This is a genomic window from Pantoea sp. SGAir0418 (genome assembly GCF_043529865.1).
Genome location: NZ_CP027913.1, coordinates 1 through 15,445 on the forward strand (window position 1 = coordinate 1; position 15,445 = coordinate 15,445).

Below are 15,445 nucleotides of genomic sequence, written 5' to 3' on the forward strand. Positions count from 1 at the left end.
ATGACAATGAAGAAATGTTCCTGTTTTGCGCTGGCGTTGCCAGCCATGCTGGCGTTCTCGTCGGCGCACGCCGACCTGCTGTCCGATGTCAAAGCGCGCGGGGAACTGAAGTGTGCGGTCTATTCTGATGTGCCGCCCTTTTCCTCGCCGGATCCCAAAACACGCCAGCTGGCGGGCATGGACGTAGATCTCTGCAACGCGCTGGGCCAGCAGATGGGTGTTAAAACCGTTCTTATGCCGACGTCGGTCGAAGCGCGCATCGCCGTTATTGCAACCGGCCGCGCCGATGTCTTGATCGCCAACCTTGCTTACACCAAAACGCGCGGCAAGCAGATTCAGTTCAGCGATCCTTACTACGTAGCGAAAGAGATGTTGCTGGTGAAGCAGCCGAACGCAGATAAAACCCTGGCAGATTTTAAAGGCAAACGTATCAGCGCGACGAAAGGCACGACCTCGGAACAATCTATTCATATGAAGGGCGGCAAAGCGGTCACTTTCCAGGATGCAGCTTCTGCCTTTCTTGCGCTAGAGCAGAACAAAGCGGTGGGCTTTGTCACTAACACCATGACCGGTATCAAGATGATCAACCAGGCGAAAAAAGATGGCATCGACCTGGCAATGATTAAAGAGCCGATGGCGCTGGAACCGATCGGGGTCGGCATGAAACGTGATGAACCCGCTTTACTGGCCAGCGTGAATAGCAGCCTGAAAGCGATGGATGAGAGTGGCACCATCGATAAAATCTGGGATACCTGGATTGGACCTAATACCGAATACAAAATGGTGCGGGAGGAGCGCGTTCAGCCCCTCACCAGCCTGAAATTTGAGCCTCTGGAATAACCATGACGCTGTTGTCGCGCGAGCTAACGCGCCCGATTACCCTGTCAGCCGCATACGACCAGACAGAGATACGGCTCTCGACGATGGGCAGTCGCGCCTGGCTGGTTGAAGCTCCAGGCGCATTCGATCTGCCGGCGCAGCGGCGCATCTGGTCGCTGGCGCGCAGTCTGGCGCAGTGTGAGGATGTAGAGTCGCTGATCCCCGGCGTTACCAACCTGCTGGTGCTGTTCCGCGCCACGCCAGAAGAGCCGGACAAAATTGAACAGCGGTTGCAGCAGCTGTGGCAGCAGGCGCAGGCGGTAAATCTGCAGGGCAAAACGATTGTGATCCCGGTTTGCTACGGGGGAGAGCACGCCATCGATCTGGATGCGGTCTGTCGCCATAGCGGTTTGAGCGCCCAAGAGGTGATCCGTCGCCACCATCAAAGCCACTACACGGTCTTCTCGCTGGGCAGCGCCCCGGGATTCGGTTATCTCCATGGTCTCGATCCGCTTCTGGCTACGCCGCGTAAGAAGGTGCCCTCCCTCAATATGCTGAAGGGCACCGTCACCATTGGCGGGCCGCAGGCGGGCGTATCGGTGCTGACCGGGCCGAACGGCTGGAATGCCATTGGCTACGCCGAGCTGGAGGTGTTTGATCCGCACGCGGAAAGCCCGGCGCTGATGGCGCCTGGTGACAGTATCCGTTTTGTGCCAGAGAGGATTGAGCTGTGATTGAGATCGAACAGAGCGCCGCATTAAATACCGTTCAGGATTCAGGGCGTACCGGCTGGCGGCATTTAGGCGTCTCGGTAAGCGGCGTGATGGATCCGCTGGCGCTGCGCGCGGGCAATATCCTGCTAGGCAATGATGAAAACGCCGCCGCAATTGAAGTGCAGATGTTTCCTTTTCGGGTGCGCTTTCACGCCGATAGCGCGATTGCGATTACCGGCGCGGACTGCCGCGCGCTGCTGGATGGCGTTGAGCTTCCGGCATGGTGGGGATGTTCCGTGAAGCGCGGCCAGCTCCTGGAATTGCGCTATCCGCGCAGCGGCGCGCGCGGATACCTCTGCATTGCGGGCGGTATTGACGTGCCACCAGTGATGGGTTCGCGCAGCACCGCGCTGCGCGGCGGGTTTGGCGGCTTCGCCGGGCGGGCTCTGCAACGCGGCGACCGTCTGGCCTGCGGCCGCACCGATGCACCGTCTTTACCGCCATCCGGCATCGGCATTGAACCGCCGGAGCAGGCGATGCCGGATATCTTTACGCGGAATTCACAGGGTTTAGTACGCATCCGCGCCATTCCTTCTGGCGAATATGCGCTGTTCGCGGCCGACGCAGACCGTTTCTGGCAGCAGCCGTGGCAGGTTTCAATGCAGAGCAATCGCACCGGCTATCGCCTTGCGGGCGAACCCATTTTGCCCGCCAAAACCGTTGAGATGCGTTCTTACGGATTAATCCCGGGCATCGTGCAGGTGCCGCCTGCAGGCGAGCCAATTATTCAGCTAAGCGACGCCAATACCGCAGGCGGCTACCCGAAAATTGCCTGCGTGATCGAAGAGGATTTGTGGCGGCTGGGACAGGTTCAGCCCGGTCAGTCCATCCAGCTGGTACAGAGCAGCGCACAGGAGGCGATTGCGGCGAAACGCGCCACCGATCGCTGGCTGACGCAATTGCGTTATAACGTCACGCGAATGAAAGCCGTTGCAGTCGGCTTCTGAACAGGAACAGCAACATGAAAATTGATGTCAATTCCGATATGGGCGAAGGGTTCGGCGTTTATCAGCTTTGCGATGATGCCGCGCTTATGGAAGTGGTCTCATCAGCGAATATCGCCTGCGGCTTTCACGCCGGCGATCCGGCCATTATGACGCGCATGGTCCGTCTGGCGAAGGCGCGCGGCGTAGGGATCGGCGCGCATCCGGGGCTGGCCGATCGTCAGGGATTCGGGCGTAAGGAGCTGCCCGTCACGGCTGACGAACTCTGCCAGCAGGTGATCTATCAGGTGGGCGCGCTGAGCGCGATCGCGCGCGCGGAAGGGACCCGTGTGGCGCACGTCAGTTTTCATGCGGCGATGGGCAATATGATTAACCGCGACGAGGCGCTGGCATTCATGGTCATGCAGGCGATTGCGCGTCTCGACCCGGCGCTGATTATCTTTTCTCAGCCCGATACCATCACCGAGCGCGCGGCCAAAGCGGCCGGACTGCAAAGCCTGACGCTGTTTCTTGCCGATCGCGCTTATGATGAACGGGGGCAGCTGGTGCCGCGCGGCATTCCGGGCTCGGTAATCAAAGATGAGCAGGCGGTGCGCGCTCGCGTAAAACAGTTCCTGCAGCAGGGCACTGTGACCACCTTCGAAGGGAAAACGCTGGCTATCCGCGCACGCTCTGTTTTGATCCACAGCGATACGCCCGGCTCTCTTGAGCTGGCCGCTATCGTGCGCAGCGAAATTGAAGCCAGCGGCGCCAGCGTCGCACCGGCAGCCGAGGTGCTGGCGCAATAATCAAGGCGGTGAAAAAATGAATATTCGTCGCTTAAAATCCTTCATTACTATCGTTGACATGGGCAGCATTACGCGTGCTGCCGATGCGCTGCATATCGCCCAACCCGCGCTCAGTCAGCAGCTGGTGGCGCTTGAGGAGCACTTCAGGCGCAAACTGCTAATCCGCAGTCAGCAGGGCGTAGTGCCAACCGAAGCGGGAAAAGTGCTCTATGGCCATGCCAACGCGATGTTGCGCCAGTTCGCGCAGGCGGAAGTGGATGTGCTGGACGCCGGACAAGCGCTTTCCGGCCGCGTTTCCGTGGGTCTGGCACCCTTTAGCGTGGCTGCCACGCTTTCGATGGCGTTGCTGACCGAAATGCGTAAGCGCTATCCCGGCATCCTGCTGCACCTGGTGGAGAGCGTCGGGCAAGCCTATAGCGAACTGGTGGCAAACGGACGGCTGGAGATGGCACTGCTGCATGGCAGCGGCGGAATCAAAGGGTTGCACTACGAACCGCTGGTAGAAGAGAAGTTCTTTTTTGTTGCTCACGCCGATTTCGATTTCGACGATGAAGGCGGCGCCATCCCGGTAAAACAGCTCAGTACCTTGCCCATGCTATTGCCGCCGGCTTATAACTTTGTTCGCCGGGCGATAGAGGAAGCTTTTAGCCTTAATCATCAAACGCTCAACATCGTTGGCGAACTGGAGGCGGTAAAAAGTATTGCCAGGGCTGTGGATGCCGGGCTGGGCTGTACCATTATGCCGAAAGCGATAGCCGAGCGAATCCAGTCCGAATCGCGCGACGTGGTGATCCGCTCCATCGAGGGACCGGAGATCAGCGAAACCTTATCGCTCTGCATTTCAGATCGTACCCCGCTCTCGGAACCGGCGGCGGCAGTGCGGGAGCTGCTGCTTGAACTGACGCTGGGGATGAGCTGAGCAGGCCGTCACGGCCATGCCTGTTACAGCATGGCTTCCTTGCGACAGTTAATCAGCAGTTCGGCGACCGACAGGGTGTTGGGCAAACGCAGCAATATCTCCACCATTTCAGCTAAATCTTCCGGCTGCGTCATCGCTTCGCGGACGATCTCCGTTTCGCCTGCCGTCATATCCGTCGCGATATAGCCGGGGCACAGCGCTGTCGCGCGCACGCCCTTATCCCAGCATTCCTGGCGGATACCGTGCGTCAGCGCCACCACCGCAAACTTGGTCATGGCGTAGCCGACATTGCTGCCTACGCGGCGCCCGGCGAGCGAGGCCACGTTAATCACCCGGCCTTCGCCGCTGTTGATCAACGCGGGCAGCGCCGCGCGGCTGAGACGCAGAGGGCCTTTCACATTCACCTGCCACATCTCATCGAGGTCAGCTTCACCTTCGTCTAAAACGCCTACGTGAGGATTGATGCCCGCGCAATTGATCAGCGCATCAATCCTGCCGAAACGCGCCAGGGTCGCTTCAACCCATCGTTCACCCGAACCTGTTGTCTTCGCATCGTAAGCGTGCGTCATTAATCCGGCACGCTGCGGCAAGGCTGCTGGATCGCGCGCCCCTGCCGAAAGCGTAAATCCGGCCTTGAGCAAACGGTCCGCGATCGCCGCGCCCAGTCCGCGCGAGGCGCCTGATAGCATAATAACCCGCGATGAAGTTGTCAGCATGACGGCCCCTTAGCGGCAGCCCGCGCAAAACGCCGCCAGGCGATCGCAGCCGGTTTGCAGTCGCTCCATGCTGGTGGCATAGGAGAGACGGAAGTAAGGACTCATGCCGTACGCCGCCCCCTGGACCGTTACCACATGCTGCTCCTCGATAAGCGCCATCACAAAATCCGCATCGTTGTTGATGGTGCGGCCGCCTGCACTGGTTTTGCCGATGAAGTCGGCAATATTAACGAACAGGTAAAATGCGCCCTGCGGCTTATGGCAGCGCAGCCCGGCAATGCCTGCCAGCCGTTCCAGCACGTAATCGCGACGCTGGCAATAAATGGCAGCTCGTTCCCGCAGCAGATCCTGCGAGCCATCCAGCACCGCCACCGCGGCCGCCTGGGTCAGCGTGGTGACGCCGCCGCTGTTCTGAGTATTCACGTTGCTCATTGCTTTGATCAGCGGCGCCGGACCGCCGCAAAAACCGAGACGCCAGCCGGTCATCGAGTAAGCTTTCGACACGCCGTTCACCGTCAGCACGCGTTCATAGAGCTGTGGTTCGACCTGCGCCAGGGTCCAGAAGGTGGCGTCGTCATAAATAAGATGTTCATAAATATCATCGGTCAGAATCCAGACATGCTCGTGACGCAGCATAACGTCGGCAATGGCGCGCATCTCGTCATAGCTGGCAACTGAACCGGTCGGGTTGCTGGGGTAGTTAATCAGCAGCCATTTGGTTTTATTGGTAATCGCCGCGTCCAGATCGGCTGGCTGCGGCTTGAATCCGAACGCTTCATGGCAGGCGACCGGCACCGGCGTGCCGCCTGCGAATTTGACGATATCGGCGTAGCTGATCCATGAAGGCGTCGGGATAACCACCTCATCGCCGGGGTTAATCGTGGCCATCATCGCGTTGAAGATGATCTGTTTGGCGCCGCCCGCCGTCAGGATCTGGCTGACGTCATAATGCAGCTCATTATCACGCAGGAATTTACGCTGGATAGCCGCCCGTAGCGCAGGTGTGCCGTCAGTCGGCGGATAGCGCGTATCGCCCGCGCGGGCGGCGGCATAGGCCGCTTCGGTAGCATGTTCCGGCGTTGGAAAGTCGGGTTCTCCGGTGGAGAGTCCGACGACGTCAATGCCCTGCGCCGCGAGGTCACGCGCTTTTTGCGTCATGGCGACTGAGGCGGAGATGGCAACGTTTTTTAAGCGATCGGCAATATCAGGCATGGTGCAGCTATTCCAGGTTGCGTGTCAGCGAGAAGTCGCGGCCATTAACGCAGCGCGCGACGGCAGATGTTGAACTGAGAATAGGACGAGGACGCGGCGAGCCGCTAATAGCGCTTTGTTGTGGCGACATAACACAATGCGATAGCTGGCAAAACAAAAGGCCATAACGGGAAATGATATGCGCATTGTGAAAATGTATTGGTGGCGTCCCGAATACTCATATTACCGTTCTGTTACGCCGAAAACATAAAGCAAATCTATCCATATCAATTGCTTATAACAGGTCGCGTTATTTCTGAACCTACATCCTGATTATCATCGCCGTGAATACCTTACTGCGAACAGAAGAACCTGTATGGAGGAAATACGATGGCTGAAATATCCGCCCCTTTGCCGCATAGCCGCATGGCCAAACGGTGGCAGTCTCCGGCATTATTGATTGTTCCGCTGCTCGCCTTTCAGCTTTTTTTCTTTTTCGCACCGGCGATCCGACTGATGTTATTCAGCCTGATGACGCAGACGCCGCAGGGCGATATTGGCGCGCCCTGGACCTTTAGCCACTACCTGCATTTTTTCAGCGTCGCGCTCTACAGCGATATTTTGTGGAATACGCTGCGCATCAGCCTGATTACCGCGCTGATAGCCGCCGTACTGGCTTATCCCGTCGCCGCCGTTCTGGTGCGCGGCAATGCGCTGATCTCACGCATTCTGACGCTGGTGATTATCGCGCCGCTGGCGGTCAGCGTGGTGGTACGCGCCTATGGCTGGCAGCTGATTCTGAATAACGGCCCCACCGGCCTGCTCAACTATCTCTTACTGCATCTCGGCCTGGTCGATCGGCCTAATGCGCTGATGTTTACCGAATGGGCGGTGGTGATCGGTTCGCTGCATATTTTTTTTCCGATGATGGTGCTGCCACTGGCGTCAGCGCTGGGGAAAATCGATCCCGCTTTGCCTTTTGCCGCCCGCACGCTCGGCGCGCCGCCGTGGCAGGTGTTTTTTCGTATTACGCTTCCGCTCACGCTTCCTGGGCTGGCAGCGGGGATGACGCTGGTATTCTCTCTGGCGGCCGGTTCCTATGTGATCCCGGCATTAACGGGCGGACCGCGCGCCCAGATGCTCGGCAACCTGGTGGAACAGCAGATCGTCGCCGTGTATGACTGGCCGTTTGGTGCCACTATCGCCACTATCCTGGTTGTAATCGTTATTGCAGTGAATACCCTGTCGATGAAGTTGCTGGGCGGACGTCGTCTGCCGGGAGCCGGTAAATGAATATGTCTCTTACCGGCTGGAGCGGCTGGCTGCTCTATGCTTTTGCCGCAGCGATGATGATCTTTATCCTGACGCCCATCCTGCTGGTCATGGTTATCTCTTTTTCAGGCGGCTACTTCGTCAGTTTCCCGCCAGCTGGCTTTACGCTCGACTGGTACAGCAAGGTGCTCGGCAACCCGGAGTTTATCGATGCGCTGCTGTTCAGCACTCTGCTGTCGGTGGGTACCACTTTGCTGTCGTTGCTGCTTGGCATTCCGGCGGCGTTCGCGCTGGTGCGAGGCAATCTGCCGTTCGCCGACCTGTGCAAAGGATTACTGCTCTCCCCGCTGATCTTTCCGGTGCTGATCACCGGTCTGGCGCTGCTGCAGCTCTTTACCGGCTATGGCTGGAGCAATGCCAGACTCAACCTGCTGCTGGCGCATACCGTCGTGACCTCGCCTTATGTGGTACGCACGGTGTTGACCAGCCTTGAGCTGGTCAATCCCACGCTGGAAGAGGCCGCACGCACCCTGGGGGCGACGCGCTGGGCCACTTTTCATCAGGTGATACTGCCGCAAATCGCGCCGGGCGTCGTCTCAGGTGCCATCTTCTACTTCATGGTCTCTTTCGATAACTATCCGGTATCGATGTGGCTGGCCGATTCGGAAAACACGCCGGTACCGGTGGTGCTCTATCGCCAGATCGGCACGGTGTTCGACCCCTCGGTCGCCGCCATGTCCACATTAATCATTTTGCTGGCCACCATCGTGGTGGTTTTACTCGAAAAGCTGGTTGGCCTGCGCCGCGCAATGGCCGCTTAACGTTGAGATCAAAGGAAACGCAATGACATCCATAAAACGTCGGACCTTTATTAAAGCGGTGGCCGGAGCGGCACTGCTGCCCTATATCCAGGTCAAAGCCAACACTGCCGATCGCGTATTGCAGGTTGGCGTCTACAACTCAGCGCAGGGCGCGTTAATCAAGCAGAAAGTGCTGCCCGTATTTGAGAAAGAGTACAACTGCAAAGTGCTGACCACAGAAGGCGCCACCCTGGCGAATATCGCAGCGCTGCGCGCTACCAAAGCGAAACCGGTGTTTAGCGTGATGTCGATGGATGATATCGGCGTGCCGCAAGCCAGAGCAGAAAACTTGATTGAGCAACTGCCCGCTAACGGTATTCCCAACCTGCAGCATGTTTACGATCGTTATCTGCTGAGCGATCGCTACGGCGTCGGCTTTTCGGTCTCGATGGCTGGGCTGTTTATCAATCCGCAAATGAGCCAGCCGATAGCCAGCTATAACGACCTGTTTACGTCGAAATATGCGCACCAGATGATCCTTAACACGCCGAAAAATACTCAAAGCATTCTGATGCTGATCGTGGCGGCGGCGCTGGCGACCGGAAAACCCTTGCAGGAGGCGCAGTATGAGATCGATAAGGCCTGGGACAAGCTAACTGAATTGAAAAATAACGTGATGACCGTTTATGACGGCGAAGCGCAGGTCATGATGGTCGCGCAGGGGCAGGCGATGGTGGGCGGTATTGAATACTCTAAAGCCATCTACCCCCATACCCAAAAAGGGATCCCGATAGACATGACCTATCCGAAAGAGGGCGCCTTCACAGGCATTAACGGCCTGACACTGGTCAGGAATGCGCCACAGCGTGAACTGGGTCTGGCATGGATCAATCGCCTGCTGGAGCCTTCGGTACAGAAAATGCTGGCCGAAGCGACACTCAGCGCGCCCACGGTTCGCGGCATTGAATTCGACGAAGCGACGCTGAAATACCTGGCTTATCCCGAAGCGAAAATGCAGGCGCTGAACCTGTTTACGCCAGACTGGAGCTATATCATCCCGCGTCGCGCCGAACTGCTTGAACGCTACAACCAGACATTTAACAGCTGAGGTCGCTATGCAACGCTCTTTTGAAGTCAGGCTCGATAATCTTAGCAAGCATTACGGTAAAACAGTGGCGGTCGATCAGGTTTCGCTAAAGGTGGATGCAGGCGATATTCTGGCGTTGCTGGGGCCAAGCGGCTGTGGCAAAACCACCTGTTTACGCATGGTGGCTGGGCTGGTGACGCCGACCGCCGGCGACATTCTGGTCGGCGGCCGTTCTGTTCTGGAGACGGCGGTGCACCGACGCAACATCGGCCTGCTGTTTCAGAATTACGCGCTGTTTCCCCATATGACGGTAGCGGAGAACGTCGCGTTCGGCCTTAAGATGCGCGGGATGTCACGCAGTGATTACAGCGATCGCGTCAGCAAAGCGCTGGAGATGGTGCAGCTGAACCGCTATTACGATCGTCTGCCCGCTCAGTTATCGGGCGGCCAGCAGCAGCGCGTGTCGCTGGCGCGCGCACTGGTCATCGAGCCCGATATGCTGCTGCTGGATGAGCCGTTAGGGGCGCTGGATAAAAGTTTACGTGAAAGCATGCAGCAGGAGATCCGTCAGCTCCAACAGCGCCTGGGCCTGACCACCATTATGGTTACGCACGATCAGGATGAAGCGCTCACCATGGCCGATAAGATTGCGGTGATGCATGGCGGCAAGCTGGAGCAACTGGCCAGCGCCACAGAGATCTACCAAAAACCCGCCACGCCGTTTGTTGCCGGATTTATCGGTGCCTCGAATTTTCTTGCCGCCAGCCTTGTGCAGCGCGATGCGCAGGGCAGCGAATTACAAACCGCCAGCGGCCTGCGGCTCGCGGTCACTAGCGCACCGCCTGGCAACAGGTCGCTGACCGTTACGCTTCGGCCAGAAGCGATTCGTCTTGAGCCGCTTGACTCATCACTCAGCCCAGTCGGCCTCTGCAACGCCACCGCCGCGCAGGTGTCGCGGGTGATTTATCGCGGTTTTATGTTGCACTACGAATTAAGGTTGCCGGGCGGTGAAACATTAATTGCATGGAAGCAGACGCAAGGCGACGCGGATCCGCTGAGCTTTGCCGCAGGCGACCGCGTGCTGGCGCAATGGTCGCGGGAAAGCAACCATGTCATCAGCGGCTAACCCGGTTCACATCCTGCACTGAACAGGTGCAAGACCTGTCGCTTGGTGCAAATCGTTTCCCTGCGCAGGCGACGGGGTTGGCAGAATAGCAACCTTTACGCTTTATGTGGGTGATAAGTAATTTCTGGCACCGATCTTGCCTGTAATAAAGACGACTTATGCCCGTGAGAAATCGCCCATGAATCTTCGTCGCCTGAAATACTTTATAAAAATTGTTGATGTTGGCAGCCTGACACAAGCCGCCGACATTTTGCATATTGCCCAGCCTGCGCTCAGTCAGCAACTGGCAACGCTGGAGGGCGAGGTTAATCAGCAACTGTTGATTCGCACCAAGCGCGGCGTCACGCCCACCGACGCGGGTAAAATTCTTTATGCCCATGCCCAGGCGATACTACGCCAGTGCGATCAGGCGCAAAGCGCCATCGACGGCGCCGGACAGACGCTTTCAGGCAATGTCTCCGTCGGGCTGGCGCCGGGCACCGCCGCGCAGCAGTTGGCCCTGCCGCTGATGGCGGAAGTGCAGCGCCAGCATCCTGGTATTGTGCTCTATTTTAACGAGAACTTCGGCACCACGTTAAGCGAGCTGATCATGAATGGCCGCATGGATATGGCGGTGATTTACGACAACCGAAATATTCATGGCCTGCGCTTCATTCCGCTGATGAAAGAGGATCTCTATTTCGTCTGCCCCAAAACCCTTAGCGAGCCGGTGCGCGAAATAACCTTACGCGACGTGACGCGTTACGATCTGTTTATGCCGCGCATCTATAACATTATGCGTAAGGTTGCGGATGACGCCTTTGTCCAGGCCGGAATGACCTATCGGGTAAAATGTGAAATCGAGTCGCAGACGACGCTTAATGCCGCGCTGGCGGCGGGTATGGGTTGCACCATCATGCCCGAGTCAGCGGCACGCGGCATGCTGAAAGCCGCCGATGCGTGGATGGCGAAAATCATCGAGCCCGATGTGCAAACCTCGCTCTCTTTCTGCATGTCCGATCATCTTCCTCTCTCACAGCCAGCCGAAGCGGTAAAAAGCATTCTGCTGCAGCTGATGGCGAACCGCACCGTCGATAACCGCCCGCTGACGCTGGTGGGATAAGAGGCGCTTATCGCCTTAAAGCGAAAGCCTCTTATGAGCCGTTCCAGCCTTCGCGCTAGAGTGGAATTTCTGGCGCGCGGGAAAGTTCTGGCGTGCTGATAATGGCGGCTTGCGACGGATGAAATATGGAAAAACAGGCATTAACTCTTGAGCAGATTCGTCGGCTGGCGAAAAAAATGTATGCTGCCGGGCTGCATGAGCTTGAACTGCGTAATGAAAGCTGGTCGCTGAAAATGCGCTTCCCTGAACCCTGCGGGCCGATAAATGCCCTCGCGGCGCCTGTAGAAAAAACCTCATTCGCGCTGCGCGCACCGATGCCTGGAAAAGTGCTGCTCGCCCATCCCTGCCAGCGCACGGCTTACGTGCAGCCTGGACAACAGGTCAGGCATGACGAACTGCTGGCGCTGTTAAAAGTCGGGCCGCTCTACCTGCCGCTGAGAAGCCCGGCAGACGGACGGGTCGTCAGCATCGACGTGCAGCAGGATCAGGCCGTGGAATTCGGCAGTGCAATCGTGCAGCTGGAGCCTCTCGACGCGCTATCCGTTACGTTATAAGTCACCCTTATTGCCCTAGTCGGTTTATGTCTTATACCTGCCCGGCATAACTGAATAAAGTCAAAAATCAAAAAACAGAGCGCTGCGCGAATCATCGTGGGTCATGACAGGAGAGGCAACATGCCATTTTCAGATTATAAAGTTGCGCTGGTTACCGGCGCGTCAGCCGGAATGGGCGAGGCGATTGTAGAGCGTCTCTGCCAGGAAGGCATTACCGTGCATGCGGTGGCGCGGCGTAAAGAGCAGCTGGCGGCGCTGGCCGATCGTACCGGCTGCATCCCCCATGCTGTTAACGTTGCCGATCTAGGCGCGCTAACGGAACTGTGTCGCGACCTTCAGGTAGATATTCTGGTCAATAATGCCGGAGTGTCGCATCCGGGATCGATTCTGCAGGCGGATGAAAATGTGATCGAAACCCAGGTCGACGTCAATCTGCGCGCGGTGCTGCACCTCTGTCGTTTACTGGTTCCGGGGATGATGGCGCGCGACTGCGGCCACGTGATCAACATTACCTCCATTGCCGCCATCTATAACTTTAATGGCAACTCGGTTTATCACGCTACCAAAGCGGGCGTCCACGCATTGTCGCGTCAGCTGCGCGTTGATTGCTACGGCAAGCGCGTGCGTATCACCGAAATCTGTCCGGGACGCGTTGCGACGGATATTTTCGGCAATGTCTCTGGTGATCATGAAGACGCTCGCCGTCGTTTTATCGACGGTTTCGAACTGCCTGTGGCGAAAGATATCGCGGACTGCGTTGCCTTCGCCCTCTCTGCGCCGATCGCGGTCAATATCGGCAATATCGAAATTACCCCAACGCTGCAGGTGCCGGGCGGGCTTTCCACCATGCGTCCCGGCGACAACGCCGCCTGATAAAGAGGATTAACCATGGCACTCGATTTCAGCACCGTGATGACAGGCCAGTTTGGCCAGATGATCGTCGATGGCGCGGTGACTACCCTGGAACTGGCATTGGGTGCCTGGCTGTTAGCCATGTTCATTGCGCTCATGCTGGTCGTGATCCGCCTGACTAACCATCGTGTCGCGCAATGGCTGGTATCAGCGTATGTCTCCTATCATCGCAACGTGCCGACGCTGATTCAGCTGATGATGTGGTATTTCGCGATCCCGACCCTGTTGCCGGAATCGCTGCAGATGTGGATTAACAATTTCAACGCCGAGTTTCTCTTCTCATTACTGGCGCTCGGACTGTGTCAGGCAGCTTATTTCTCCGAAGATATTCGCAGCGGATTGCGCGCGATTCCCGACGGGCAAAGCGAAGCTGCGCGTGCGCTCGGCATGGGATATGTGCGAGCGATGCGCCTGGTGATCCTGCCGCAGGGCGTACGTAATGCGCTGCCCGCCGTGATCAACCACAGCGTGCTGCTGTTTAAAAACACCAGCCTGGCAATGGTCATCGGCGTCGCCGATTTAACCTATGTCACGCGCGATATCGAAAACCAGACTTTCCGTACTTTCGAAGCCTATATCGTGGCGACGGCCGGCTATTTGCTCTTCTCCCTGATGTTGATGGGCGCAGGCGCGCTCCTGGCGCGTCGCTTCCAGCGCGCGTTCGCGAGGTAACTACCATGTTTGAGATTTTGACCATTTTGCATGACAACGGCCTGCTGCTGTTGATGGGGCAATATCCCAACGGCCCGCTGGGCGGCGTGCTCTGTACCTTACTGATTTCCGTCCTGGCGGTGCTGATGGCGTTTCCTGTCGGCGTGTTGCTGGGGCTGGCGCGTCTGGCGCCATGGCGCTGGCTGAGCTGGCCGGCCGCCTGCTGGGTCTATCTGCTGCGCGGCATCCCGCTAATGATGGTGGTGTTCTGGACCTATTTCTGTGTGCCGCTGCTGATCGGCCACAACATCAGCGGCTTCGCTACTATGCTGTGCACGCTGGTGATTTACGAGAGCGCGTATATCGCCGAGATCGTCCGCGGTGGCATTCAGGCTTTGCCGCAAGGCCAGTACGAAGCGTCGCGCGCGCTGGGCATGGGCCACATCAAGACCCTGCGTCTGGTAATTCTGCCGCAGGCGCTATTTAACACCTTGCCAAGCCTGGTGAGCCAACTGGTTTCGATTATCAAAGACAGTACGCTTGGCTACGTGATTAACGTGCCGGAACTGACCTATGCGGCCAATCAGGTCAGCAATCAGCTGTTGACCAAACCATTCCAGGTCTTCGCTATTGTGGCGTTAAGTTACTACATCATTTGCTACAGCCTGACCTGGCTAGCAAACCGGCTGGAAACGCATATCGCGAATAAACGCAGCCACGAACGCCCGGAAGCTGGCAAATTCGCCGCGCCGTTGGTTCTTACTAAAACGCAATCCCAATAAGGAGCAGCCATGCGACCGATCATTCTGTTTAATCAGGTCAATAAATGGTACGGCGACTACCAGGCGCTGACCAATGTCAGCGCAGAAATCAAAACCGGCGAAGTGGTGGTGGTCTGCGGCCCGTCCGGCTCCGGCAAATCCACGTTGATCCGCACCGTGAACCGACTTGAGCCGATTGAACAGGGCGAAATTTTGTTTGACGGCATGAATATTCACGGCAGCAGCACGCGTTTAAATCAGCTACGCACGCGCATCGGCTTTGTCTTTCAGAACTTCAACCTCTTCCCACATGTTTCGGTGATTGAAAATATCATGATGTCACCGGTTAAAGTGCTGGGAGAAAAGCGTGCTGATGCGCGACAACATGCTGGCGAGCTGCTGGAGCGGGTGGGGTTGTCGCATAAAGCTAACGCCTATCCGGCTCAGCTTTCCGGAGGACAGCAGCAACGCGTGGCAATTGCACGTGCATTGGCTATGAAGCCTCCGGTAATGCTGTTTGATGAGCCCACTTCAGCATTAGATCCGGAAATGGTTGGAGAGGTGCTAAATGTGATGCGGGGGCTCGCACAGGAAGGTATGACAATGATGTGTGTAACACATGAGATGAATTTTGCTCGCGATGTCGCGGACACCATTTGGTTTATGGATCAGGGTAAAATTCTGGAAAAAACAACTCCTGAGATTTTCTTCAGCGCCCCTCAGCATCCACGCGCTCGTCGTTTCCTGAATGATTTACTCGTGCATTAAACAGAAGTGGATTAAAATTAATTCTTTTCAAGAAAGTCTTTTGACGAGCATTCAGTTTAAGGTGAAATGACTTTCAAGCAAAACTTCGAGAATTAGTTATTCCTGTCCGGTAGACTAGTTATAGCTTGCCGGATTTATAACAATATAAAAAATGCAAATAATATAAGGGTGTGGCTCAGGATTTAAGATCATAATGAATCATATTCTATTTCCATGGATAGACTGCCGTTATTGGCGTTTATCTTCGAGGAATATTTTCAAA

17 protein-coding genes are annotated in these 15,445 nt (G+C 56.9%); 15 read left to right on the top strand and 2 right to left on the bottom strand.

What is annotated here, in order from left to right; translation table 11 throughout:
* The 5 genes from C1N84_RS22315 to nac (C1N84_RS22335) all read left to right on the top strand — a co-directional run bounded on the left by C1N84_RS22315 (nucleotide 1) and on the right by nac (C1N84_RS22335) (nucleotide 4,243).
* On the top strand, nucleotides 1-840 hold the full coding sequence (locus C1N84_RS22315; protein WP_394541968.1) for a transporter substrate-binding domain-containing protein: 840 nt from the start codon (nucleotides 1-3) through the stop codon (nucleotides 838-840).
* Nucleotides 841-923: 83 nt separating this feature from the next.
* The gene (gene pxpB, locus C1N84_RS22320) at nucleotides 924-1,553 is read left to right on the top strand and encodes a 5-oxoprolinase subunit PxpB (protein WP_394542034.1); all 630 of its coding nucleotides are present in this window, start codon (nucleotides 924-926) and stop codon (nucleotides 1,551-1,553) included.
* Nucleotides 1,550-2,539 (top strand): 5-oxoprolinase subunit C family protein, encoded by a 990-nt coding sequence (locus C1N84_RS22325; RefSeq protein ID WP_394541969.1) that lies wholly within the window; start codon nucleotides 1,550-1,552, stop codon nucleotides 2,537-2,539. The genes pxpB and C1N84_RS22325 overlap by 4 nt, the downstream gene beginning before the upstream one ends.
* Before the next feature lie 14 nt (nucleotides 2,540-2,553).
* On the top strand, nucleotides 2,554-3,324 hold the full coding sequence (locus C1N84_RS22330; RefSeq protein WP_394541971.1) for a 5-oxoprolinase subunit PxpA: 771 nt from the start codon (nucleotides 2,554-2,556) through the stop codon (nucleotides 3,322-3,324).
* 16 nt (nucleotides 3,325-3,340) lie between these two features.
* The gene (gene nac, locus C1N84_RS22335) at nucleotides 3,341-4,243 is read left to right on the top strand and encodes a nitrogen assimilation transcriptional regulator NAC (RefSeq protein ID WP_394541972.1); all 903 of its coding nucleotides are present in this window, start codon (nucleotides 3,341-3,343) and stop codon (nucleotides 4,241-4,243) included.
* 23 nt (nucleotides 4,244-4,266) lie between these two features.
* Here the strand turns inward: nac (C1N84_RS22335) and C1N84_RS22340 are convergent, their stop codons facing one another.
* Together C1N84_RS22340 and C1N84_RS22345 are read right to left on the bottom strand one after the other, a co-directional pair.
* On the bottom strand, nucleotides 4,267-4,959 hold the full coding sequence (locus C1N84_RS22340) for an SDR family NAD(P)-dependent oxidoreductase (RefSeq protein ID WP_394541973.1): 693 nt from the start codon (nucleotides 4,957-4,959) through the stop codon (nucleotides 4,267-4,269).
* Nucleotides 4,960-4,968: 9 nt separating this feature from the next.
* Nucleotides 4,969-6,171 (bottom strand): pyridoxal phosphate-dependent aminotransferase, encoded by a 1,203-nt coding sequence (locus tag C1N84_RS22345; protein ID WP_394541974.1) that lies wholly within the window; start codon nucleotides 6,169-6,171, stop codon nucleotides 4,969-4,971.
* Between the two features lie 369 nt (nucleotides 6,172-6,540).
* Between C1N84_RS22345 and C1N84_RS22350 the strand changes: the two genes are divergently transcribed.
* The 10 genes from C1N84_RS22350 (at nucleotide 6,541) to C1N84_RS22395 (ending at nucleotide 15,183) form a co-directional block, all read left to right on the top strand.
* On the top strand, nucleotides 6,541-7,443 hold the full coding sequence (locus tag C1N84_RS22350; RefSeq protein WP_394541975.1) for an ABC transporter permease: 903 nt from the start codon (nucleotides 6,541-6,543) through the stop codon (nucleotides 7,441-7,443).
* Nucleotides 7,440-8,243 carry an ABC transporter permease gene (locus C1N84_RS22355; RefSeq protein ID WP_394541976.1) on the top strand — a complete coding sequence of 268 codons (804 nt, stop codon included), beginning with the start codon at nucleotides 7,440-7,442 and terminating at the stop codon, nucleotides 8,241-8,243. The genes C1N84_RS22350 and C1N84_RS22355 overlap by 4 nt, the downstream gene beginning before the upstream one ends.
* Before the next feature lie 22 nt (nucleotides 8,244-8,265).
* Entirely contained in the window at nucleotides 8,266-9,330 is a 1,065-nt protein-coding gene (locus C1N84_RS22360) for an extracellular solute-binding protein (protein WP_394541977.1), read from the top strand.
* A gap of 7 nt (nucleotides 9,331-9,337) precedes the next feature.
* Nucleotides 9,338-10,435, top strand: a complete 1,098-nt coding sequence (locus tag C1N84_RS22365; protein WP_394541978.1) for an ABC transporter ATP-binding protein — start codon at nucleotides 9,338-9,340, stop codon at nucleotides 10,433-10,435.
* A 178-nt stretch (nucleotides 10,436-10,613) separates the two neighbouring features.
* Entirely contained in the window at nucleotides 10,614-11,537 is a 924-nt protein-coding gene (gene nac, locus C1N84_RS22370) for a nitrogen assimilation transcriptional regulator NAC (RefSeq protein WP_394541980.1), read from the top strand.
* A 125-nt stretch (nucleotides 11,538-11,662) separates the two neighbouring features.
* On the top strand, nucleotides 11,663-12,091 hold the full coding sequence (locus C1N84_RS22375) for an acetyl-CoA carboxylase biotin carboxyl carrier protein (RefSeq protein ID WP_394541981.1): 429 nt from the start codon (nucleotides 11,663-11,665) through the stop codon (nucleotides 12,089-12,091).
* Nucleotides 12,092-12,211: 120 nt separating this feature from the next.
* The gene (locus C1N84_RS22380) at nucleotides 12,212-12,964 is read left to right on the top strand and encodes an SDR family oxidoreductase (RefSeq protein ID WP_394541982.1); all 753 of its coding nucleotides are present in this window, start codon (nucleotides 12,212-12,214) and stop codon (nucleotides 12,962-12,964) included.
* Nucleotides 12,965-12,979: 15 nt separating this feature from the next.
* A complete protein-coding gene (locus tag C1N84_RS22385; RefSeq protein ID WP_394541983.1) occupies nucleotides 12,980-13,675 on the top strand; it encodes an amino acid ABC transporter permease in 696 nt (231 codons plus the stop codon).
* Between the two features lie 5 nt (nucleotides 13,676-13,680).
* Nucleotides 13,681-14,436, top strand: a complete 756-nt coding sequence (locus C1N84_RS22390) for an amino acid ABC transporter permease (RefSeq protein ID WP_394541984.1) — start codon at nucleotides 13,681-13,683, stop codon at nucleotides 14,434-14,436.
* Nucleotides 14,437-14,445: 9 nt separating this feature from the next.
* Nucleotides 14,446-15,183: an amino acid ABC transporter ATP-binding protein gene (locus tag C1N84_RS22395; RefSeq protein ID WP_394541985.1), complete on the top strand. Its 738-nt coding sequence runs from the start codon at nucleotides 14,446-14,448 to the stop codon at nucleotides 15,181-15,183.
* Nucleotides 15,184-15,445 lie beyond the last annotated feature (262 nt).